This is a genomic window from Marilutibacter aestuarii (genome assembly GCF_006546775.1).
GTDB classification, from domain to species: Bacteria; Pseudomonadota; Gammaproteobacteria; order Xanthomonadales; family Xanthomonadaceae; genus Marilutibacter; species Marilutibacter aestuarii.
Map to the genome: position 1 here is coordinate 1 of NZ_VICE01000129.1, position 18,818 is coordinate 18,818.

31 protein-coding genes are annotated in these 18,818 nt (G+C 65.9%); 30 read left to right on the forward strand and 1 reads right to left on the reverse strand.

The annotated features are described in order from the left end of the window. From FKV25_RS13300 to FKV25_RS13445, 30 genes are all read left to right on the forward strand, one after another. Positions 1-195: EF-Tu C-terminal domain-related protein (locus FKV25_RS13300; RefSeq protein WP_484177348.1), on the forward strand; the 195-nt coding region annotated here is incomplete at its 5' end. Between the two features lie 357 nt (positions 196-552). Next, the gene (rpsJ, locus tag FKV25_RS13305) at positions 553-864 is read left to right on the forward strand and encodes a 30S ribosomal protein S10 (protein WP_027070119.1); all 312 of its coding nucleotides are present in this window, start codon (positions 553-555) and stop codon (positions 862-864) included. A 10-nt stretch (positions 865-874) separates the two neighbouring features. After that, positions 875-1,528 carry a 50S ribosomal protein L3 gene (rplC, locus tag FKV25_RS13310; protein ID WP_141519283.1) on the forward strand — a complete coding sequence of 218 codons (654 nt, stop codon included), beginning with the start codon at positions 875-877 and terminating at the stop codon, positions 1,526-1,528. A 12-nt stretch (positions 1,529-1,540) separates the two neighbouring features. Next, positions 1,541-2,146 carry a 50S ribosomal protein L4 gene (gene rplD, locus FKV25_RS13315; protein WP_141519284.1) on the forward strand — a complete coding sequence of 202 codons (606 nt, stop codon included), beginning with the start codon at positions 1,541-1,543 and terminating at the stop codon, positions 2,144-2,146. Further along, positions 2,143-2,439 (forward strand): 50S ribosomal protein L23, encoded by a 297-nt coding sequence (gene rplW / locus FKV25_RS13320; RefSeq protein ID WP_141519285.1) that lies wholly within the window; start codon positions 2,143-2,145, stop codon positions 2,437-2,439. Before rplD ends, rplW begins: the two co-directional genes overlap by 4 nt. A 10-nt stretch (positions 2,440-2,449) precedes the next feature. After that, positions 2,450-3,277, forward strand: a complete 828-nt coding sequence (rplB, locus tag FKV25_RS13325; RefSeq protein ID WP_141519286.1) for a 50S ribosomal protein L2 — start codon at positions 2,450-2,452, stop codon at positions 3,275-3,277. Positions 3,278-3,283: 6 nt separating this feature from the next. Continuing rightward, positions 3,284-3,550, forward strand: a complete 267-nt coding sequence (rpsS, locus tag FKV25_RS13330; RefSeq protein WP_141519287.1) for a 30S ribosomal protein S19 — start codon at positions 3,284-3,286, stop codon at positions 3,548-3,550. A 10-nt stretch (positions 3,551-3,560) separates the two neighbouring features. Beyond that, positions 3,561-3,896: a 50S ribosomal protein L22 gene (gene rplV, locus FKV25_RS13335; RefSeq protein WP_111267074.1), complete on the forward strand. Its 336-nt coding sequence runs from the start codon at positions 3,561-3,563 to the stop codon at positions 3,894-3,896. A 15-nt stretch (positions 3,897-3,911) separates the two neighbouring features. Then, positions 3,912-4,646 carry a 30S ribosomal protein S3 gene (rpsC, locus tag FKV25_RS13340; protein ID WP_141519288.1) on the forward strand — a complete coding sequence of 245 codons (735 nt, stop codon included), beginning with the start codon at positions 3,912-3,914 and terminating at the stop codon, positions 4,644-4,646. Positions 4,647-4,652: 6 nt separating this feature from the next. Continuing rightward, positions 4,653-5,066, forward strand: a complete 414-nt coding sequence (gene rplP, locus FKV25_RS13345; RefSeq protein ID WP_111267072.1) for a 50S ribosomal protein L16 — start codon at positions 4,653-4,655, stop codon at positions 5,064-5,066. Continuing rightward, positions 5,066-5,251 (forward strand): 50S ribosomal protein L29, encoded by a 186-nt coding sequence (rpmC, locus tag FKV25_RS13350; RefSeq protein ID WP_141519289.1) that lies wholly within the window; start codon positions 5,066-5,068, stop codon positions 5,249-5,251. The genes rplP and rpmC overlap by 1 nt, the downstream gene beginning before the upstream one ends. Positions 5,252-5,260: 9 nt before the next feature. Then, the gene (gene rpsQ / locus FKV25_RS13355; RefSeq protein WP_141519290.1) at positions 5,261-5,530 is read left to right on the forward strand and encodes a 30S ribosomal protein S17; all 270 of its coding nucleotides are present in this window, start codon (positions 5,261-5,263) and stop codon (positions 5,528-5,530) included. A gap of 16 nt (positions 5,531-5,546) precedes the next feature. Next, a complete protein-coding gene (gene rplN / locus FKV25_RS13360) occupies positions 5,547-5,915 on the forward strand; it encodes a 50S ribosomal protein L14 (protein WP_141519291.1) in 369 nt (122 codons plus the stop codon). 16 nt (positions 5,916-5,931) lie between these two features. After that, the gene (rplX, locus tag FKV25_RS13365; RefSeq protein ID WP_141519292.1) at positions 5,932-6,246 is read left to right on the forward strand and encodes a 50S ribosomal protein L24; all 315 of its coding nucleotides are present in this window, start codon (positions 5,932-5,934) and stop codon (positions 6,244-6,246) included. Positions 6,247-6,257: 11 nt separating this feature from the next. Then, on the forward strand, positions 6,258-6,797 hold the full coding sequence (rplE, locus tag FKV25_RS13370) for a 50S ribosomal protein L5 (RefSeq protein ID WP_141519293.1): 540 nt from the start codon (positions 6,258-6,260) through the stop codon (positions 6,795-6,797). A gap of 16 nt (positions 6,798-6,813) precedes the next feature. Next, entirely contained in the window at positions 6,814-7,119 is a 306-nt protein-coding gene (rpsN, locus tag FKV25_RS13375; RefSeq protein ID WP_141519294.1) for a 30S ribosomal protein S14, read from the forward strand. A 150-nt stretch (positions 7,120-7,269) separates the two neighbouring features. Further along, entirely contained in the window at positions 7,270-7,668 is a 399-nt protein-coding gene (rpsH, locus tag FKV25_RS13380) for a 30S ribosomal protein S8 (protein WP_141519295.1), read from the forward strand. Between the two features lie 13 nt (positions 7,669-7,681). Continuing rightward, complete coding sequence (rplF, locus tag FKV25_RS13385; protein ID WP_141519296.1) at positions 7,682-8,209, forward strand: 50S ribosomal protein L6; 528 nt, start codon at positions 7,682-7,684, stop codon at positions 8,207-8,209. A gap of 29 nt (positions 8,210-8,238) precedes the next feature. Continuing rightward, positions 8,239-8,592: a 50S ribosomal protein L18 gene (gene rplR, locus FKV25_RS13390; RefSeq protein WP_141519297.1), complete on the forward strand. Its 354-nt coding sequence runs from the start codon at positions 8,239-8,241 to the stop codon at positions 8,590-8,592. A 161-nt stretch (positions 8,593-8,753) separates the two neighbouring features. Further along, positions 8,754-9,293, forward strand: a complete 540-nt coding sequence (rpsE, locus tag FKV25_RS13395; protein WP_141519298.1) for a 30S ribosomal protein S5 — start codon at positions 8,754-8,756, stop codon at positions 9,291-9,293. Then, positions 9,286-9,483, forward strand: coding sequence for a 50S ribosomal protein L30 (gene rpmD / locus FKV25_RS13400; RefSeq protein WP_141519299.1), 198 nt, complete (start codon positions 9,286-9,288; stop codon positions 9,481-9,483). Before rpsE ends, rpmD begins: the two co-directional genes overlap by 8 nt. Next, positions 9,483-9,926 carry a 50S ribosomal protein L15 gene (gene rplO / locus FKV25_RS13405; protein WP_170218644.1) on the forward strand — a complete coding sequence of 148 codons (444 nt, stop codon included), beginning with the start codon at positions 9,483-9,485 and terminating at the stop codon, positions 9,924-9,926. The genes rpmD and rplO overlap by 1 nt, the downstream gene beginning before the upstream one ends. Positions 9,927-9,933: 7 nt before the next feature. Continuing rightward, positions 9,934-11,283 (forward strand): preprotein translocase subunit SecY, encoded by a 1,350-nt coding sequence (gene secY / locus FKV25_RS13410; protein ID WP_141519301.1) that lies wholly within the window; start codon positions 9,934-9,936, stop codon positions 11,281-11,283. 384 nt (positions 11,284-11,667) lie between these two features. Next, positions 11,668-12,024: a 30S ribosomal protein S13 gene (rpsM, locus tag FKV25_RS13415; protein ID WP_141519302.1), complete on the forward strand. Its 357-nt coding sequence runs from the start codon at positions 11,668-11,670 to the stop codon at positions 12,022-12,024. Positions 12,025-12,036: 12 nt separating this feature from the next. Then, complete coding sequence (gene rpsK / locus FKV25_RS13420) at positions 12,037-12,429, forward strand: 30S ribosomal protein S11 (protein ID WP_141519303.1); 393 nt, start codon at positions 12,037-12,039, stop codon at positions 12,427-12,429. A gap of 14 nt (positions 12,430-12,443) precedes the next feature. Beyond that, a complete protein-coding gene (gene rpsD, locus FKV25_RS13425) occupies positions 12,444-13,073 on the forward strand; it encodes a 30S ribosomal protein S4 (protein WP_141519304.1) in 630 nt (209 codons plus the stop codon). Between the two features lie 51 nt (positions 13,074-13,124). Continuing rightward, positions 13,125-14,123 (forward strand): DNA-directed RNA polymerase subunit alpha, encoded by a 999-nt coding sequence (locus FKV25_RS13430; protein ID WP_141519305.1) that lies wholly within the window; start codon positions 13,125-13,127, stop codon positions 14,121-14,123. A 277-nt stretch (positions 14,124-14,400) separates the two neighbouring features. Next, positions 14,401-14,778: a 50S ribosomal protein L17 gene (gene rplQ / locus FKV25_RS13435; RefSeq protein WP_141519306.1), complete on the forward strand. Its 378-nt coding sequence runs from the start codon at positions 14,401-14,403 to the stop codon at positions 14,776-14,778. A gap of 160 nt (positions 14,779-14,938) precedes the next feature. After that, positions 14,939-15,457: a disulfide bond formation protein B gene (locus FKV25_RS13440; RefSeq protein WP_141519307.1), complete on the forward strand. Its 519-nt coding sequence runs from the start codon at positions 14,939-14,941 to the stop codon at positions 15,455-15,457. An 87-nt stretch (positions 15,458-15,544) separates the two neighbouring features. Further along, a complete protein-coding gene (locus tag FKV25_RS13445; protein WP_141519308.1) occupies positions 15,545-16,939 on the forward strand; it encodes a class II 3-deoxy-7-phosphoheptulonate synthase in 1,395 nt (464 codons plus the stop codon). 39 nt (positions 16,940-16,978) lie between these two features. On the opposite strand, the gene FKV25_RS13450 is transcribed toward FKV25_RS13445, so the two are convergent. Then, positions 16,979-18,682 carry an amidase gene (locus tag FKV25_RS13450; RefSeq protein WP_141519309.1) on the reverse strand — a complete coding sequence of 568 codons (1,704 nt, stop codon included), beginning with the start codon at positions 18,680-18,682 and terminating at the stop codon, positions 16,979-16,981. Positions 18,683-18,818 lie beyond the last annotated feature (136 nt).

Genomic DNA, 18,818 nt, shown 5'->3' on the forward strand with positions numbered 1-18,818 from the left:
TTCTACTTCCGTACCACCGACATCACCGGTGCCGTGACCCTGCCGGAAGGCGTGGAGATGGTGATGCCGGGCGACAACGTGAAGATGGTGGTGGAGCTGATCAACCCGGTGGCGATGGACGAGGGCCTGCGCTTCGCGATCCGCGAAGGCGGCCGTACTGTCGGCGCCGGCGTGGTGGCCAAGATCCTCAAGTAATGACGCGGCCCGGCGCGCAGCCGGGCAGGCCGGGGAGGTGGGCTAGGTGCAGCCTCCCGGGCACGTCCCCCTGAACAGGGGACGAATACCGCGAAATGAGGGACAGGATGTCCCTCGTGTTCGCCCGACAGGGAAGCGTCGTATGGAAGGGCAGCGTGGGCTGGGGCGCGTTCAGCGTCCCGGCTTGACGGTGTCATTACATACGCCTTATACTTTTCTGTCTGGGCGGGCCAGTTTCACTGGCCTGCCCTTTTTCCCGACTGCGAGGAGGGGTTTTCCTGGCAGCGGGTGCTGTTTTCCACGGGGTTCTGCGCACCCAGCCGCAGGCCTGTCGCTCTTTAACGAAGGAATACCGTCATGGCGGACCAAAAGATCCGGATTCGGCTCAAAGCGTACGATCATCGCCTGATCGACCGCTCGGCCAGCGAGATCGTTGAGACGGCGAAGCGGACTGGCGCGCAAGTGCGTGGCCCGATCCCGCTGCCGACCAAGATCGAGCGCTACACCATCCTCGTTTCCCCGCACGTCGACAAGGACGCGCGCGACCAGTACGAGACCCGCACGCACAAGCGCGTGCTCGACATCGTCGACCCCAACGACAAGACCGTGGACGCGCTGATGAAGCTCGAGCTCGCGGCTGGCGTCGACGTCCAGATCAAGCTGACCTGAGGCAACCACCATGACCGCGAAGAAATATTCGTTGGGCATTGTCGGTCGCAAGGCCGGCATGAGCCGCGTGTTCACCACGGACGGCAAGTCGGTGCCGGTGACCCTCATCGAGGCCACCCCGAACCGCATCACCCAGATCAAGACCGTCGACAGCGACGGTTACACCGCCGTGCAGGTCACCGCCGGCGTCAAGCGCGCATCGCTCGTCAACAAGCCCGAGGCCGGTCACCTGGCCAAGGCCAAGGTCGAAGCTGGCCGTGGCCTGTGGGAGTTCCGCGTGGCCGAAGACAAGATCGGCGACTTCAATGTCGGTGGCGAGATCAAGGCCGACATCTTCGAAGTCGGCCAGATCGTCGACGTCCAGGGCGTGACCAAGGGCAAGGGCTTCCAGGGCACCATCAAGCGCTGGAACTTCAAGATGGGCGACGCGACCCACGGCAACTCGCTGTCGCATCGCGCCCCCGGTTCGATCGGCCAGCGCCAGACGCCGGGCCGCGTTTTCCCGGGCAAGAAGATGTCCGGCCACATGGGTGCCGTCCAGCAGAGCACGCAACGCCTGGAAGTGGTGAAGGTCGACGCCGAGCGCGGCCTGATCGCCATCAAGGGTGCCGTGCCGGGCGCACCGGGTGGCGACGTCATCGTGCGTCCCTCGAGCAAGGCATAAGGAGAGATGACGATGGAACTCGCCATCAATAACAGCAAGAAGACGGTGTCGGTGTCCGACGCGATCTTCGGTCGCGAATTCAGCGAAGACCTGGTCCACCAGGTGGTCGTTGCCTATCGCAATGCCGGCCGCGCCGGCACCAAGGCCCAGAAGACCCGCTCGGAAGTCGCCGGTACGACCAAGAAGTCGAAGAAGCAGAAGGGTGGCGGCGCGCGTCATGGCGCCCTGACCGCTCCGATCTTCATCGGCGGTGGCGTGACCTTCGCGGCCAAGCCGCGCAGCTTCGCGCAGAAGGTCAACCGCAAGATGTACCGCGCAGCGATCGCCGCGATCCTGTCCGAGCTGAACCGCCAGGGCCGCATCACGGTCGTCGAGAGCTTCGACGTCGATGCCGCCAAGACCAAGAGCCTGGTCGGCAAGCTCAAGGAACTCGAGGTGGGCAAGCGCCCGCTGATCGTCACCGAGGAAGCCACCGAGAACCTGTACCTCTCGGCCCGCAACCTGCCGTATGTCGAAGTCCGTGACGTCCAGGGCCTGGACCCGGTCGCCCTGGTGGGCGCCGATTCGGTCGTGGTCACCGCCGACGCGGTCAAGAAGATCGAGGAGTGGCTGGCATGAACGACGCCAAGCTCTACAACATCATCCGTGCGCCGCGCGTGTCCGAGAAGACCGCGCGCCTGCAGGAAGTCTCCAACCAATACGTCTTCGAAGTAGCGACGGACGCGACCAAGGCCGACATCAAGGTGGCCATTGAGAAGCTGTTCGACGTGAAGGTCGAGGCAGTCAATGTGGTGAACGTGAAGGGCAAGAGCAAGGCCTTCCGCTTCCGCATGGGCCGCCGTGCCGACTGGCGCAAGGCGTACGTGAAGCTGGCCGAAGGCCAGTCGATCGATGTGATGGCCACGGCCTGAGGATAGACCCATGGCATTGATGACATTCAAACCCACCTCGCCCGGCCGCCGTTCGGCCGTCCGCGTGGTGACGCCCGGCCTGCACAAGGGCGCCCCGCACGCCGCGCTGGTCGAGAAGAAGAGCAAGACCGGTGGCCGCAACCACCACGGTCGGATCACCACCCGCCACGTCGGCGGTGGCCACAAGCAGCATTACCGCATCATCGACTTCAAGCGCAACAAGGAAGGCATCCCGGCGCGCGTGGAGCGGATCGAATACGATCCCAACCGCACCGCCCACATCGCCCTGCTGTGCTACGTCGACGGTGAGCGCCGCTACATCATCGCCCCGAAGGGCCTGAAGGCCGGTGACCAGGTGATCGCGGGCCGTGACGCCCCGATCCGCGTCGGCAACACGCTGCCGCTGACCAACGTCCCGGTGGGCTCGACGGTGCATTGCATCGAGATGAAGCCGGGCAAGGGCGCCCAGATCGCCCGCGCCGCCGGTGCCAGCGTCCAGCTGGTCGCCCGCGAGCACGGCTACGCCACGCTGCGCCTCCGCTCCGGCGAAATGCGCAGGGTGCCGGCCGAGTGCCGCGCCACCATCGGCGAAGTCGGCAACGACGAGCACAACCTGGAGAAGCTGGGCAAGGCGGGCGCGAAGCGCTGGCGCGGCGTGCGTCCCACCGTCCGCGGTGCGGCCATGAACCCGGTCGACCACCCGCACGGCGGTGGTGAAGCCAAGGCCGGCCAGGGCAATCCGCATCCGGTCACCCCGTGGGGCGTCCCGACCAAGGGTTACAAGACCCGCAAGAACAAGCGCACCCAGCAGTTCATCGTGCGCGATCGTAGGAGCTAATCGGCCATGGCACGTTCACTGAAGAAAGGCCCGTTCGTCGATCACCACCTGATGAAGAAGGTGGAGACCGCGGGCAACAACAAGAAGCCGATCAAGACCTGGTCGCGTCGCTCGATGGTTCTGCCGGAGATGGTGGGTTTCACCATCGCCGTGCATAACGGTCGCAACCACATCCCCGTGCTGGTCAACGAGAACATGGTTGGCCACAAGCTCGGCGAGTTCGCCCTGACGCGTACCTTCAAGGGTCACGTCGGCGACAAGAAGAGCCGATAAGGAGATGACCATGGAAGCGAAAGCCATCCTGCGTACCGCACGCATCTCCCCGCAGAAAGCCCGCCTGGTCGCCGACCAGGTCCGCGGTCTCTCGGCCGAGCGCGCCGTCAACCTGCTGAAGTTCTCCGACAAGAAGGCCGCGGGCATGATCCGCAAGGTCGTCGAGTCGGCCATCGCCAACGCGGAGAACAACCAGGGCGCCGACATCGACGAGCTCAAGGTCAAGACCATCATGGTGGACGAGGGTCCGACGCTGAAGCGCTTCATGGCGCGAGCGAAGGGCCGCGGCACCCGCATCCTCAAGCGCACCAGCCACATCACTGTGGTTGTGGGCGCCGGCAAGTAAGGCGGAGTCAGACTAATGGGTCATAAAGTTCATCCTACTGGCATCCGCCTTGGCATCTCCAAGGACTGGAACTCCAAGTGGTTTGCCAACAAGAAGCAGTACGCCGAATTCCTGGTGACGGATCTGAAGGTCCGCGAGATGCTCCGCAAGAAGCTCTCGCAGGCCGGCATTTCCCGCATCTTCATCGAGCGTCCCGCCAACAACGCGCGCGTCACGATCCACACCGCCCGTCCGGGCGTGGTGATCGGCAAGCGCGGTGAGGACATCGAGAAGCTGCGCAAGGAAGTCAGCGACCTGATGGGCGTCCCGGCGCACATCAACGTCACCGAGGTCCGCAAGCCGGAGCTCGACGCGCAGCTGGTCGCCGAGTCGATCGCGCAGCAGCTCGAGCGCCGCATCATGTTCCGTCGCGCGATGAAGCGCGCCGTCGGCAACGCGATGCGCCTCGGCGCCCTGGGCATCAAGGTCAACGTCGCAGGCCGCCTCAACGGTGCGGAAATCGCCCGTTCGGAGTGGTACCGCGAAGGCCGCGTGCCGCTGCACACCCTGCGTGCCGACATCGACTATGGCTTCGCTGAAGCCAAGACGACCTACGGCATCATCGGCATCAAGGTATGGGTCTACAAGGGCGAGATCTTCGATTTCTCCCAGGTGGGTCAGGAGAAGCCGGAAGAGAACGCGCGCGGCGACCGCGGCGATCGTCCCTCCCGTCCGGCGCGTCCGGCCCGTCCGGCCCGCGAATCGAGGTAAACGACCATGTTGCAACCCAAGCGAACCAAATACCGCAAGGTGCACAAGGGCCGTAACGAGGGCCTGAGCTGGAACGGCAATGCCGTCAGCTTCGGCGAGTACGGCCTCAAGGCCACCGCGCACGGCCAGATCACGGCGCGCCAGATCGAAGCGGCCCGCCGCTCGATCAGCCGCTACGTCAAGCGCGGCGGCAAGATGTGGATCCGCGTCTTCCCGGACAAGCCGATCACCAAGAAGCCCATCGAAGTTCGAATGGGTTCGGGTAAGGGCAACGTCGAGTACTGGGTCGCGCAGATCCAGCCCGGCCGCATGATCTACGAGATCGAGGGCGTCAGCGAGGAAGTGGCGCGCGAGGCATTCCGCCTGGCGTCCGCGAAGCTGTCGGTGACCACCACTTTCGTGACCCGGACGGTGCGGTAATGGAACTCAAGCAACTGCGTGAAAAATCGGCTGACGAGCTGCAGGCCCACCTGGTCGAACTGCACAAGGAGAGCTTTGCCCTCCGCATGCAGAAGGCCACCGGCCAGCTCGCCAAGACCCATGAAGCCCGCCGGGTGCGCCGCGAGATCGCGCGCGTCAACACCCTGCTGGGTCAGAAGAAGTAAGGACCCGTCATGACCGACAACAATACAGAGAAGGCGCTGCGCACGGTCGAAGGACGCGTGGTCAGCAACAAGATGGACAAGACCGTCACCGTGCTCGTCGAGCGCCAGGTCAAGCACGCGCTGTACGGCAAGTACATCCGTCGTTCGACCAAGCTCCACGCCCATGACGGCGACAACGCATGCAACGAGGGCGACATCGTCCGCCTGACCGAGTGTGCACCCCTGTCCAAGACCAAGAACTGGCGCGTGGTGAAGATCGTCACCCGCGCGGTCGAATAACCGAGGAGGCTGAACCATGATCCAGATGCAAAGCTACCTCGGGGTGGCCGACAACTCGGGTGCGAAGGAAGTGATGTGCATCAAGGTGCTGGGCGGCTCCAAGCGCCGTTACGCCGGCATCGGCGACATCATCAAGGTGACCGTCAAGGACGCCATTCCGCGCGGCAAGGTGAAGAAGGGCGACGTCTATGACGCCGTCGTGGTGCGTACCCGCAAGGGCGTGCGTCGTCCGGACGGCTCGCTGATCCGTTTCGACGGCAACGCCGCCGTCCTGCTGAACAGCAAGCACGAGCCGATCGGCACCCGTATCTTCGGGCCCGTGACCCGTGAGCTTCGTTCCGAGAAGTTCATGAAGATCGTCTCGCTCGCGCCTGAAGTGCTCTGAGCGGAGGAATAGAGAAATGAACCGTATCCGCAAGGGTGACCAAGTGATCGTCACCGCCGGCAAGGACAAGGGCAAGAAGGGTGATGTGCTGCGCGTCGACGGCGACAAGGTCGTCGTGTCGAACATCAACATCATCAAGCGCCATACCAAGCCGAACCCGCAGGCTGGCCAGCCTGGCGGCGTCATCGAGCGCGAAGCGCCGATCGACATTTCCAACGTGATGCTCTTCAACCCGGCCACTGGCAAGGGTGAGCGCATTGGTTTCAAGGTGCTGGAGGATGGACGCAAACTGCGTGTGTTCCGCTCCAGCGGTGAGGCGGTCGACGCCTGAGGAATGCCCAAATGACCCGGCTTGAAAAGATTTATAAGGAAGAGGTGGTTCCTGCGCTGACCGAGAAGTTCGGTTACAAGAACCCCATGGAAGTGCCCCGTCTCGTCAAGATCACGCTGAACATGGGCGTGGGCGAAGCGGCCACCAACAAGAAGGTGCTCGAGAACGCCGTGGCCGACATGGCCAAGCTCTCGGGCCAGCAGCCCATCGTGACGAAGAGCCGCGTGTCGGTCGCTTCGTTCAAGATCCGCGACGGCTGGCCGATCGGCTGCAAGGTGACCCTGCGTCGCTCCAAGATGTTCGAGTTCCTCGATCGCCTGGTGAACGTGGCCCTGCCGCGCGTGCGCGATTTCCGCGGCGTGTCCGCCAAGTCGTTCGACGGCCGTGGCAACTACAACATGGGCGTCAAGGAGCAGATCATCTTCCCGGAGATCGATTACGACCAGGTCGACGCGCTGCGCGGCATGGACATCGCGATCACCACCACCGCGAAGACCGACGCCGAGGCACGGGCCCTGCTCGAAGCCTTCCGTTTCCCCTTCCGCAACTGATCCGAGGACATACACCATGGCCAAGACCTCAATGGTCAACCGCGAGATCAAGCGGGCCAAGCTGGCGGCGAAGTACGCCGCCAAGCGCGACGAGCTGAAGAAGATCATCTCCAGCGACCGCTCCTCCTACGAGGAGAAGCTGGAAGCGGCGGTCAAGCTGCAGAAGCTGCCCCGCGACTCCTCGCCGAGCCGCCAGCGCAACCGCTGCGCCCTGACCGGCCGTCCGCGTGGCGTCTACGCCAAGTTCGGCCTGGGCCGCAACAAGCTCCGCGAAGCCACCATGCGTGGCGACGTGCCGGGCCTGCGCAAGGCCAGCTGGTAACACACAAGGCCGGCAAGTCTGCTAGACTTGCCGGCTGCGTTGCAGCAAACGCCCCGGCCACGCCCGGGGCGCCAGCGTTACAACTGATCCAAAATTACTGAAAACCCGCAATTCCGCGGATATCGGTGCTACTCATAAGGTGAATACTCCATGAGCATGACTGATCCCATCGCCGACATGCTGGTGCGCATCAAGAATGCCGCCGCGGTCCGCAAGCCGACGGTGAAGATGCCGTCGTCCAAGATCAAGGTCGCGATTGCAGCCGTCCTGAAGGAAGAAGGCTACATCGTCGATTCCAGCGTCACCGACCAGGGCAACGGCAAGGCCGAGCTCGAGATCGTGCTGAAGTACTACGAAGGCAAGCCGGTCATCGACCGTCTCGAGCGCTACTCGCGCTCCGGCCTGCGCCAGTACCGCGGCAAGGACGCGATCCCCAAGGTCCTCAATGGCCTGGGCGTCGCCATCATCTCCACCTCGAAGGGCATCATGACCGACTCGCAGGCGCGCCAGCAGGGCGTCGGCGGTGAAGTCCTGTGCTTCGTGGCCTAAGGGAGGAACTGCAATGTCCCGAGTTGCCAAGAAGCCGATCGCCCTCCCGAAGGGTGTCGAGCTGAACATCCAGGCCGACAGCGTCAGCGTCAAGGGCCCGAAGGGCACCCTCTCGATCGCACGCCCCGCCGGCGTCGAGGTCGCCATCGAGGACGGCCAGGTCCAGCTGTCGCCGGCCACCGCCGAGCAGACCGCCATCACCGGCACGCTGCGCGCGATCATCGCCAACATGGTCCACGGCGTCTCCGAGGGCTTCGAGCGCAAGCTGGAGCTGGTCGGCGTCGGTTACCGCGCCTCCATGTCCGGCAAGGACCTGAACCTGTCGCTGGGCTTCTCCCATCCGATCGTGTTCCCGGCCCCGGAAGGCATCACCATCGCCACCCCGACCCAGACCGAAGTGCTGGTGCAGGGCGCCGACAAGCAGCGCGTGGGTGAAGTCGCCGCCAAGATCCGCAGCTTCCGTCCGCCGGAGCCCTACAAGGGCAAGGGCGTGAAGTACAGCGACGAAACCATCATTCGCAAGGAAGCCAAGAAGGCCTAAACGGGTCTTCAGCTTTCGAGGAACAAGACATGAACAAGAACATTGCCCGTCTGCGTCGCGCCAAGTCGACCCGCGCGCACATCCGCGAGCTCGGCGTGCCGCGCCTGTCGGTCCTGCGTACCGGCCAGCACCTCTATGCCCAGGTCTTCACGGCCGATGGCTCGAAGGTCCTGGCGGCCGCATCGACCACCCAGGCCGACGTCCGCGACGGCCTGAAGAACGGCCACAACGCCGAAGCCGCCGCGAAGGTGGGTCGTGCCATCGCCGAGAAGGCCAAGGCTGCCGGTATCGAGAAGGTCGCCTTCGACCGCTCGGGCTACCGCTACCACGGTCGCATCAAGGCGCTGGCCGAAGCGGCCCGCGAGGGCGGCCTGCAGTTCTAAGGCTTGAAGCGGCATGGGGGCGACCCCATGCCGTCGTCGTACCTGCCGGCACGGGGCGTGCCGGACGCTGCAGCGAATTCTCGTTGCCGCGGAACACCCGAGGCGCTTCACAACGATAAGCGGCCACGCCGCAAATTTCTTCAACTACAGGAATACTGAAAATGGCAGAAGATCGGGCACCGCGGGGTCGTGATCGCGACCGTAACCGCGAAGAGATCGACGACGGCATGATCGAGAAGCTGATCGCGGTCAACCGCGTCAGCAAGACCGTCAAGGGCGGTCGCCAGTTCACCTTCACCGCGCTGACGGTGGTGGGCGATGGCGAGGGCCGCATCGGCTTTGGTTACGGCAAGGCGCGCGAAGTGCCGGTCGCCATCCAGAAGTCGATGGAGTATGCACGTAAGAACATGGTCAACGTCGACCTGAACAACGGCACGCTGTGGCACCCCGTCAAGTCGGGCCACGGTGCGGCCCGCGTGTACATGCAGCCTGCTTCCGAGGGTACCGGCGTGATCGCCGGTGGCGCGATGCGCGCCGTGCTCGAGGCCGTCGGCGTGAAGGACGTGCTGGCCAAGGCGGTGGGTTCGCGCAACCCGATCAACCTGGTGCGCGCGACAGTGCGCGGCCTGGCCGACATGCAGTCGCCGGCCAGGATCGCGGCCAAGCGCGGCAAGAAGGTGGAGGATCTGATCCATGGCTAAGAAGCCAAGCGAAGGCGGCACCGTCAAGGTGCGCCTGGTCAAAGGCCTGCGCGGTTCGCAGGCACGCCACCGCCTGTCGGTGCGCGCCCTGGGCCTGAACAAGCTCAATGACGTCCGTGAACTGAAGGACAGCCCGCAGGTGCGCGGCCTGATCAACAAGGTCCACTACCTGGTCCGGGTCGAGGAGTAATCATCATGCGTCTGAACACACTCAAGCCCGCAGAGGGCGCCCGCGAAGACCGCAAGCGCGTCGGTCGCGGCATCGGTTCCGGCCTGGGCAAGACCTGTGGCCGTGGCCACAAGGGTTCGTTCGCCCGCGCCGGCAAGGGCAAGATCAAGGCCGGCTTCGAAGGCGGCCAGATGCCCATGCACATCCGCCTGCCCAAGGTCGGTTTCCGTTCGCGGATGGCCAAGGACACCGCCGAAGTGCTGCTGTACCAGCTGGACAAGCTGGAAGCCGGTGAGGTCGATTTCGCCGCACTGCGCGCGGCCAAGCTGGTCCCGGCGACCGCCAAGAAGGCCAAGATCGTCGCCAAGGGCGAGCTGACCAAGGCGTTCGTGCTCAAGGGCCTGCTGGCGACGGCGGGTGCGAAGGCGGCGGTCGAAGCCGCTGGCGGCAAGGTCGAGGAGTAAGCACCGGATGGCGCGTAGCGGCAATGCGATGGCCGGCATGGGCGGCGGACTCGGGAAGTTCACCGAGCTCCGCCAGCGTCTCCTGTTCGTTGTGGGTGCGCTGATCGTCTATCGCATCGGCTGCTACATCCCGGTACCGGGCGTCAACCCGGATGCCATGCTCCAGCTGATGGAAAGCCAGGAAGGCACCATCGTGGACATGTTCAACATGTTCTCCGGTGGTGCCCTGTCGCGCTTCAGCCTGTTCGCGCTGAACGTGATGCCGTACATCTCCGCGTCCATCATCGTCCAGCTGCTGGTCAACATGGTGCCGAGCCTGAAGGCCATCCAGAAGGAGGGCGAATCGGGCCGCCGCAAGATCAACCAGTGGTCGCGCATGGGCGCCATCCCGCTGGCGGTGTTCCAGGCATGGGGCATCGCCACGGCGCTCCAGGCCGGCGGTGCCAGCCAGGGCATCCAGGTCGTCTACAACCCGGGCCCGGGCTTCATCCTGACCGCGGTGGTCGCCCTGACGGCGGGTACCATGTTTCTGATGTGGCTGGGCGAGCAGATCACCGAGCGCGGCGTCGGCAACGGCATCTCGCTGATCATCTTCGCCGGCATCGTCGCGGGCCTGCCCGCCGCGGTCATCGGCATGTTCCAGCAGATCAACAACGGCGACATGGACGTGATCAACGCGATCCTGATCGCCGCGATCGTGCTGGGCTTCACCTATTTCGTGGTGTTCGTCGAGCGCGGCCAGCGCCGGATCACCGTGAACTACGCGCGCCGCCAGGGCGGTCGCAGCGCGTACATGAACCAGTCGTCGTTCCTGCCGCTCAAGCTGAACATGGCGGGCGTCATCCCGGCCATCTTCGCCTCGAGCATCGTCATGTTCCCGGCGACCGCGGCCAACTGGTTCAGCCAGGGCAGTTCGTCGTCGTGGCTCCTGCAGGTCAGCCAGTGGCTGAACCCGGGCGAGCCGCTGCACATGATCCTGTACGGCGGCATGATCGCGGGCTTCGCGTTCTTCTACACCGCCCTGGTGTTCAATTCGCAGGAAACCGCGGACAACCTCAAGAAGCAGGGTGCCCTGATCCCGGGCATCCGGCCGGGCAAGGCCACCGCCGAGTACATCGACGGCGTGCTGACCCGCCTCACGGCTGCCGGCGCCGCCTACCTGGTGCTGGTGTGCCTGTTGCCGGAAGTGATGCGCAAGGAACTGGGCACGTCGTTCTATTTTGGTGGCACCTCGCTTCTGATCGTCGTGGTGGTGGTGATGGACTTCATCGCCCAGATCCAGGCGCACCTGATGTCGCACCAGTACGAGAGCCTGCTCAAGAAGGCGAACCTGAAGGGTTCGCGTTCCGGGCGCTGATACAATGCAATCGCGCCGGCCCCCCGGGGGCGGCGCTGGCAGGGGGCTCCGGCCCACCTGCGAAGCGGCAGCCGGCTTGGGCCGGCGGTCGCGATCCGGATTCCCGTCCGGACAAACGTGATGGGCGACCCGCGTGGCAATTCCAGGCGCGGGTGGTGCCAGGCCATACGCGCACCAGAGTAGTGCGCGGGGCCGGCGGGGGATGTTTCGTCCCTGCCGGTACAGCCGGGGACCGTCGCCGGAGCATGGGCACACTCCCCATGCCGGGCCATACGCCGTGCCTTGGCGTAGGGCTTCCTGTAACCCTGGAATTTTGATATCATTTCCGATTCACTCCGCCGGGCAATTTCCTGCCTGGCCGCCAAACCAGTTGGAGATCGCGTTATGGCGCGTATTGCAGGCGTCAATCTGCCGCCACAGAAACATGTCTGGGTGGGTATCCAGAGCATCTACGGCATCGGTCGTACCCGTTCGGTCCAGGTCTGCGACGCAGCCGGGATCGAGAAGACGACCAAGATCCGCGACCTGTCCGAGCCCGAAGTCGAGCGCCTGCGCGCCGAGATCGGCAAGTACGTGGTCGAGGGCGACCTGCGCCGCGAGATCGGCATGTCGCTCAAGCGTCTGATGGACCTGGGCTGCTACCGCGGCCTGCGTCATCGTCGCGGCCTCCCGCTGCGTGGCCAGCGCACCAAGACCAATGCACGCACCCGCAAGGGTCCGCGCAAGGCCATCAAGAAGTAAGGAACCCAGATCATGGCCAAGCCGGCAGCAGCCAAGACGAAGAAGAAGATCAAGCGCGTCGTCACCGACGGCATCGCCCACGTCCACGCTTCTTTCAACAACACCATCATCACGATCACCGACCGCCAGGGCAATGCGCTGTCGTGGGCGACCTCGGGTGGCGCGGGTTTCCGCGGCTCGCGCAAGTCGACCCCGTTCGCCGCGCAGGTCGCCGCCGAGCGCGCCGGCCGTGCCGCACTCGACTACGGCGTGAAGTCGCTGGAAGTGCGCATCAAGGGCCCGGGTCCGGGTCGTGAGTCAGCCGTTCGTTCGTTGAACAACGTCGGCTACAAGATCATCAACATCATCGACGTGACGCCGATCCCGCACAACGGGTGTCGTCCGCCGAAAAAGCGTCGCGTCTGAGGAGCTGAAGAATAATGGCTCGTTATATTGGTCCCAAGTGCAAGCTCTCCCGTCGCGAAGGCGCAGACCTCGGTCTGAAGTCGCCGGCGCGGGCGCTCGATTCCAAGTGCAAGCTGGAGCAGAAGCCCGGCCAGCACGGTCCGAACGTACGTCGCGGCAAGCTGTCCGACTACGCCAACCAGCTGCGCGAGAAGCAGAAGGTCAAGCGTATCTACGGCCTGCTGGAGCGTCAGTTCCGCAACTACTACAAGAAGGCCTCGACCAAGAAGGGCAACACGGGTGAGAACCTGCTGCAGCTCCTCGAGACCCGCCTGGACAACGTCGTCTACCGCATGGGCTTCGCCGTCACCCGCCCGGCCGCGCGCCAGCTGGTGTCGCACCGTGGCGTCACGGTCAACGGCCAGTCGGTGAACCTGCCGTCCTACCAGGTCAAGGCCGGTGACGCGATCGCGCTGTCCGAGCGCGCCCAGAAGCAGCTCCGCGTCCAGGAGTCGCTGACGGTCGCCCAGCAGATGGACCTTTCCCCGTCCTGGGTCGAGGTCGACAGCAAGAAGTTCAGTGGTGTGTTCAAGGCGGTTCCGGATCGTACCGACCTGCCTTCCGACATCAATGAAGCGCTGATCGTCGAGCTGTACTCGAAGTAATCCATTTCACGCGCCTCCGGCCCCCCGGAGGCTCGCAGGAGACACCCAAACATGACGGTTACCGCCAATCAGGTACTGCGTCCGCGCGGTCCCCAGATCGAACGCCTCACCGGCAACCGTGCCAAGGTCGTGATCGAGCCGCTGGAACGCGGCTACGGCCACACCCTGGGCAACGCGTTGCGTCGCGTGCTGCTGTCGTCGATCCCGGGTTTCGCCATCACCGAGGTCGAGATCGACGGCGTGCTCCACGAGTACACCACGGTCGAAGGCCTGCAGGAGGACGTGCTCGAGGTGCTGTTGAACCTCAAGGACGTCGCCATCCGCATGCACACCGGTGAAACCGCCACCCTGGCGCTGAGCAAGCAGGGCCCCGGCGTCGTCACCGCGGCCGACATCAAGGCCGACCACAACGTCGAGATCCTCAACGCCGACCATGTCATCGCGCACCTGACCAAGGACACCGCGATCAACATGCGCCTGAAGATCGAGCGCGGCTACGGCTACCAGCCGGCCGCCGCGCGTCGTCGCCCCGACGAGGACAACCGTGCCATCGGTCGCCTGATGCTGGATGCCAGCTTCAGCCCGGTCCGCCGCGTGGCCTATGCCGTGGAAGCGGCCCGCGTCGAGCAGCGTACCGACCTGGACAAGCTGGTCCTGGACATCGAGACCAACGGCACGATCGACGCCGAGGAAGCCGTCCGCACCGCGGCCGACATCCTGACCGACCAGCTGTCGGTGTTCGGCGACTTCACCCAGCGCGACCGGGGCCAGGCCAAGCCGCAGACCGGCGGCGTGGATCCGGTGCTGCTGCGCCCGATCGACGACCTCGAGCTGACCGTGCGTTCGGCCAACTGCCTCAAGGCCGAGAGCATCTATTACGTCGGCGACCTGATCCAGAAGACCGAGGTCGAGCTGCTCAAGACCCCGAACCTGGGCAAGAAGTCGCTCACCGAGATCAAGGAAGTCCTCGCCCAGCGTGGCCTTTCGCTCGGCATGAAGCTCGAGAACTGGCCGCCGGCGGGCATTGCCTCGCACGGCATGATGGGCTGAGCGATGGCAGTGGGCTGATACCCCTCGGGGTATCGGCCGCGGTCGCGAAGTCCCGTCCGTGGCGGGACAGGCAGGGCGTCACGAAGCCTTGCCACAACGACACCGGGCGCACGGCCGCGCGACAACGCGCGGCCGATGCCCCAGGCCGACGGGCCCGAAGGTCCGCGGCAACGTCCGTCCAGGGAGGGGCGGTCAGGACCATCCGCAGTCCATTTTCCAACGCCAGGACGGCGACAGCGATCTCCAGTAGTTCCATCATTCAACAGGACACACAGTCATGCGCCACCAGAAAGCCGGACGCAAGTTCAACCGCACCAGCGCGCATCGCGATGCGATGTTCCGCAACATGGCCGCCTCGCTGATCAAGCACGGCCTGATCCGTACCACCCTGCCGAAGGCGAAGGAGCTGCGTCGCGTCGCCGAGCCGCTCATCACCCTCGCCAAGACCGATGGCGTGGCCAACCGCCGCCTCGCCTTTGCCCGCCTGCGCGACAAGGAAGCCGTGGGCACCCTGTTCGTCGAGCTGGGCCCGCGTTACCGCGAGCGTCCGGGCGGCTACCTGCGCATCCTCAAGTGCGGTTTCCGCGCTGGCGACAACGCACCGATGGCCTACGTCGAGCTGGTCGATCGCCCGGAGGCGGTTGCCGCCGAGTAATTCGCGCATGGCAGCGCGCCATGCCACCGGCATGGCAGCGCGAAGCGCGTGACCACGAAACCCCGGGAGCCCCGGGGTTTCGTGCGTCTGGGGACAGGCGCGGCTGATCCGCCCGCTTGGGTGCTAGGCAGCCGCGCGCGCAGACCTTAAGCTGTCGGCCATGACGCGAACCTCACGCTTGGCTGCCGCTTCGTTCCGGACCCGCTTCCTGCTGGGAATGCTTGCCTGCGCCGCGCTGCTGGCGTTTGCGCTTTACACCCAGTTTCGCGACGTCAACCCGCTCGAGCCCTGTCCGCTGTGCATCTTCCAGCGCGTGGCCTTCGTCGCGCTCGGGCTGGTGTTCCTGGTGGGCGGGCTGCATGCGCCGGCTTCCGTGGCGGGGCGCAGGACCTACGGGGTGCTCGCCTTCCTCGCTGGCGCGGCCGGCATCGCTGTCGCGGGCAACCACGTTCGCTTGCAACACCTGCCGCCGGACCAGGTCCCTGCCTGTGGCCCCGGGCTGGACTACATGCTCGATGCAATGCCGCTGACCGGCGTGATCCGCAGGGTGATGACCGGATCGGGCGAGTGCGCGAACGTCGACTGGGCCTTCCTGGGGCTCTCGATGCCCGCCTGGAGCCTGGTGTGCTTCGTCGTGTTGACGCTCTGGGCGCTGTATTCGGCGTTCCGCAAAGCCTGAACGCGACCCTCGGTTGCGCACGCAACCGTTGCAGGGGTGGGGCGCTTGGTCGATGATGCTGTGTCGCAACGCATCATTTCCCCCGACATGAACAGTCAAGACCGCAAACTCCGTGCCGTGAAGCTTCCCAAGGACTGGGCGCCCTCCGGGTGGCGCAACCTCACCGCGCTGCAGCAGCCGACGTATCCGGATGCCGCCGCGCTGGAAGGCGTGCTGGAAGAGCTGCGGGCCCTGCCGCCCCTGGTCACGTCCTGGGAGATCCTGGCGCTCAAGCAGCAACTGGCCGACGCGCAGGAAGGCAAGCGCTTCCTGCTGCAGGGCGGCGACTGCGCCGAGACGTTCGACGCCTGCACCCCCGATGTCATTTCCAACCGCTTGAAAGTGCTGCTGCAGATGAGCCTGGTGCTCGTCCACGGCATGCGCAAGCCGGTGGTGAGGGTGGGGCGCTTCGCCGGCCAGTATGCCAAGCCGCGTTCGGCGGACCTGGAAACCATCGACGGCGTGAGCCTGCCCAGCTACCGCGGCGACCTGGTCAATGCGCCGGAGTTCACCGAGGCCGCGCGCGTCCCCGACCCGCGCCGGATGATCAAGGGCCACGCCCGTTCGGCGATGACGATGAACTTCGTCCGCTCGCTGATCGACGGCGGCTTCGCCGATCTCCACCATCCCGAGTACTGGAACCTGGGCTGGGTGGGGCATTCGCCGCTGGCCGACGAGTACCGCCACATGGTGGCGGCGATCGGCGACGCGGTGCGCTTCATGGAGACCTTGTCCGGCCAGGAGGTCCACAACCTCAACCGGGTCGATTTCTACACCTCCCACGAAGCCTTGCTGCTGCCCTACGAGGAATCGCAGACACGGCAGGTGCCACGCCACTGGGGCTGGTTCAACCTGAGTACGCATTATCCCTGGATCGGCATGCGTACCGCGGCGCTGGACGGGGCGCACACCGAGTATTTCCGCGGGATCCGCAATCCCATCGCGGTCAAGGTCGGCCCGTCGGTCGAGCCGGACCAGTTGCTGAAGCTGATGGACGTGCTCAACCCCGAGGATGAGCCCGGCCGCCTGACCTTCATCCACCGGATGGGGGCGAGGGCGATCGCCGAGAAGCTGCCGCCGCTGCTCAATGCGGTACAACGCGACGGCCGCAGGGTGTTGTGGGTCTGCGATCCGATGCACGGCAATACCGAGGCCACCAGCAACGGCTACAAGACGCGTCGTTTCCGCAACATCCGAAGCGAACTTGAAGATGCTTTCGAGCTGCACGCGGCCGCGGGCACGCGCCTGGGTGGCGTGCACCTGGAGCTCACCGGCGAGGACGTCACCGAATGCCTGGGCGGCGCCCGCGAGCTGACCGAGAGCGATCTCGAGCGTGCTTACCACTCCACCGTGGACCCGCGCCTGAACTACGAGCAGGCACTGGAAGTGGCGATGCTCATCGTGCGCAAGCAGGCGCAGATCGGCGCCCCTTCGAAGGCCTGATGCCCCCGGCGCCGCCGACGCGGCGCCTTCGATCGAATGTCAGCGACCGGCGCCCTGTGCGCCGGTCGCGTCGTTTCTGAGCGAACGAGGCTTGAGTTCGGCCGTCGACAGGAAGCGCGGCGGCGTGCGCGCCTTCGACAGCTGTTCGTACGCGTGACCCAGTGCGATCAGGCGCGGTTCGCTCCAGGCGGTGCCCATGAAGACCAGGCCGATCGGCAGGCCGTGGCTTTCCCCCATCGGCACGGTCAGGCTGGGGTAGCCGGCCACCGCGGCGGCGCCGTAGCCCGCACCGGTGAAGTGATCGCCCAGGACCGGGTCGATGCGCCAGGCCGGCGATGTCGCCGGCGCGAGCAGGGCGTCGAGTTCCTGGGCCTCCAGCGCGGCATCGATGCCTGCCTCACCGGCCAGCCGACGTGCTTCGCGGCGCGCGTCCAGGTAGGCCTCTTCGTTCAAGGGGCCCTTGACGCGGGCCTGCTCGAACAGCTCCTGGCCGAACCAGGGCATTTCGGTGTCGACGTGCGCCTGGTTGAACGCGATCAGCGCGTCCAGCGTCTTGACCGGGGCGTCGTGGCTGCGCAGGTAGTGCTCGAGGCCGTTCTTGAATTCGTACAACAGCACTTCGAATTCCGCCTGCCGCCATTGGCCGGCGGTGGGGATCTCGGCATCGACGATGGTGGCCCCGGCGGCGCGCATGGCGGCCACGGCGCGCTCGAGGGCGTCGTCGACGTCGGGATGGAAGCCCATGCTGCCGCGAAGCAGGCCGATGCGCGCCCCACGCAGTGCATCGGGGTCGAGGTGGGCGGGGTAGTCGAAGACGGCGCGACCGACGCTTTGGGCGGTGGCGGCGTCGGCATCGTCACGCCCGGCCATCGCGGCCAGCAGGATCGCGGCATCGGCGACGCTGCGGGTCATCGGGCCTGCGGTGTCCTGGCTGCTGGAGATCGGGATGATGCCGTTGCGGCTGACCAGCCCGACCGTCGGCTTGAGTCCCACCAGGCCGGCGACCGCCGACGGGCAGATGATGCTGCCGTCGGTCTCGGTGCCGATGCCCACGGCGGCGAGGTTGGCGCTGATCGCGCTGCCCGTGCCGGCGCTGGAGCCGCAGGGGCTGCGATCGAGCGCGTAGGGGTTGAGGGTCTGGCCGCCCCGGCCGCTCCACCCGGAACTGGAGCGGGTGGAACGGAAGTTGGCCCACTCGCTCAGGTTGGTCTTGCCCAGGATCACCGCGCCTGCCGCGCGCAGCCGGTCGACCAGGAAGGCATCGCGCGTGGGGCGGTGCTCGGCGAGCGCGAGCGATCCGGCCGAGTTCACCATCGGGGTCGCATCGATGTTGTCCTTCAACAGCACCGGGATGCCATGCAGTGGGCCCAGCACCGGACCGGCCTTGCGTTGCGCGTCGCGCGCGGCGGCCTCCTCCAGGGCGTCGGGATTGAGCTCGATCACCGCGTTGAGCGTGGGGCCGGCGTCGTCGATCGCGGCAATGCGGTCGAGGTAGGCCTGGGTCAGGGCCTGGCTGCTGGTCTCGCCGCGCGCCATGCGCGCCTGCAGGGCCTGGATGTCGAGTTCGGCGAATGCGAAAGCATCCGTGTCGGCAGTGGCGGCGGGTGCCGCAGCGGCCGGCCCGACGCGGGGCGTGGGCGACGCGGCCACCGGGGGCGTCGCCGCCTGGACGCTACCGGGCTCGCTGGCGGGTTGACAGGCGGCCAGCAGGAGCAGGCAGGCGGTGGCTGGCATGGAGCGCATGGGCGATTCCCCGTCGCGGATGGCTGCCGCCGAGCATAGCGAGCCCGTCTCGCGGCGGCTCCGGTGGATGGCGTGAGCGGTCGCAATGGGCGCCCCTGCGGTGGGCGCGATCCCCAGCCGCCCTGGCCCCGGCCAA

What these genes read in the sequence shown, in the direction of transcription:
- rplB (WP_141519286.1), top strand. Translation starts at nt 2,450, where the DNA reads ATGGCATTGATGACATTCAAACCCACCTCGCCCGGCCGCCGTTCGGCC.
- rpsE (WP_141519298.1), top strand. Translation starts at nt 8,754, where the DNA reads ATGGCAGAAGATCGGGCACCGCGGGGTCGTGATCGCGACCGTAACCGC.
- rpsM (WP_141519302.1), top strand. Translation starts at nt 11,668, where the DNA reads ATGGCGCGTATTGCAGGCGTCAATCTGCCGCCACAGAAACATGTCTGG.
- FKV25_RS13445 (WP_141519308.1), top strand. Translation starts at nt 15,545, where the DNA reads ATGAACAGTCAAGACCGCAAACTCCGTGCCGTGAAGCTTCCCAAGGAC.
- rplR (WP_141519297.1), top strand. Translation starts at nt 8,239, where the DNA reads ATGAACAAGAACATTGCCCGTCTGCGTCGCGCCAAGTCGACCCGCGCG.
- rplE (WP_141519293.1), top strand. Translation starts at nt 6,258, where the DNA reads ATGACCCGGCTTGAAAAGATTTATAAGGAAGAGGTGGTTCCTGCGCTG.
- rpmC (WP_141519289.1), top strand. Translation starts at nt 5,066, where the DNA reads ATGGAACTCAAGCAACTGCGTGAAAAATCGGCTGACGAGCTGCAGGCC.
- FKV25_RS13440 (WP_141519307.1), top strand. Translation starts at nt 14,939, where the DNA reads ATGACGCGAACCTCACGCTTGGCTGCCGCTTCGTTCCGGACCCGCTTC.
- rplC (WP_141519283.1), top strand. Translation starts at nt 875, where the DNA reads ATGACCGCGAAGAAATATTCGTTGGGCATTGTCGGTCGCAAGGCCGGC.
- rpsQ (WP_141519290.1), top strand. Translation starts at nt 5,261, where the DNA reads ATGACCGACAACAATACAGAGAAGGCGCTGCGCACGGTCGAAGGACGC.
- rpmD (WP_141519299.1), top strand. Translation starts at nt 9,286, where the DNA reads ATGGCTAAGAAGCCAAGCGAAGGCGGCACCGTCAAGGTGCGCCTGGTC.
- rpsH (WP_141519295.1), top strand. Translation starts at nt 7,270, where the DNA reads ATGAGCATGACTGATCCCATCGCCGACATGCTGGTGCGCATCAAGAAT.
- rplP (WP_111267072.1), top strand. Translation starts at nt 4,653, where the DNA reads ATGTTGCAACCCAAGCGAACCAAATACCGCAAGGTGCACAAGGGCCGT.
- rpsC (WP_141519288.1), top strand. Translation starts at nt 3,912, where the DNA reads ATGGGTCATAAAGTTCATCCTACTGGCATCCGCCTTGGCATCTCCAAG.
- rplD (WP_141519284.1), top strand. Translation starts at nt 1,541, where the DNA reads ATGGAACTCGCCATCAATAACAGCAAGAAGACGGTGTCGGTGTCCGAC.
- FKV25_RS13450 (WP_141519309.1), bottom strand. Translation starts at nt 18,682, where the DNA reads ATGCGCTCCATGCCAGCCACCGCCTGCCTGCTCCTGCTGGCCGCCTGT.
- rplN (WP_141519291.1), top strand. Translation starts at nt 5,547, where the DNA reads ATGATCCAGATGCAAAGCTACCTCGGGGTGGCCGACAACTCGGGTGCG.
- FKV25_RS13430 (WP_141519305.1), top strand. Translation starts at nt 13,125, where the DNA reads ATGACGGTTACCGCCAATCAGGTACTGCGTCCGCGCGGTCCCCAGATC.
- secY (WP_141519301.1), top strand. Translation starts at nt 9,934, where the DNA reads ATGGCGCGTAGCGGCAATGCGATGGCCGGCATGGGCGGCGGACTCGGG.
- rplW (WP_141519285.1), top strand. Translation starts at nt 2,143, where the DNA reads ATGAACGACGCCAAGCTCTACAACATCATCCGTGCGCCGCGCGTGTCC.
- rplF (WP_141519296.1), top strand. Translation starts at nt 7,682, where the DNA reads ATGTCCCGAGTTGCCAAGAAGCCGATCGCCCTCCCGAAGGGTGTCGAG.
- rplV (WP_111267074.1), top strand. Translation starts at nt 3,561, where the DNA reads ATGGAAGCGAAAGCCATCCTGCGTACCGCACGCATCTCCCCGCAGAAA.
- rplQ (WP_141519306.1), top strand. Translation starts at nt 14,401, where the DNA reads ATGCGCCACCAGAAAGCCGGACGCAAGTTCAACCGCACCAGCGCGCAT.
- rpsS (WP_141519287.1), top strand. Translation starts at nt 3,284, where the DNA reads ATGGCACGTTCACTGAAGAAAGGCCCGTTCGTCGATCACCACCTGATG.
- rpsK (WP_141519303.1), top strand. Translation starts at nt 12,037, where the DNA reads ATGGCCAAGCCGGCAGCAGCCAAGACGAAGAAGAAGATCAAGCGCGTC.
- rplX (WP_141519292.1), top strand. Translation starts at nt 5,932, where the DNA reads ATGAACCGTATCCGCAAGGGTGACCAAGTGATCGTCACCGCCGGCAAG.
- rpsD (WP_141519304.1), top strand. Translation starts at nt 12,444, where the DNA reads ATGGCTCGTTATATTGGTCCCAAGTGCAAGCTCTCCCGTCGCGAAGGC.
- rpsJ (WP_027070119.1), top strand. Translation starts at nt 553, where the DNA reads ATGGCGGACCAAAAGATCCGGATTCGGCTCAAAGCGTACGATCATCGC.
- rpsN (WP_141519294.1), top strand. Translation starts at nt 6,814, where the DNA reads ATGGCCAAGACCTCAATGGTCAACCGCGAGATCAAGCGGGCCAAGCTG.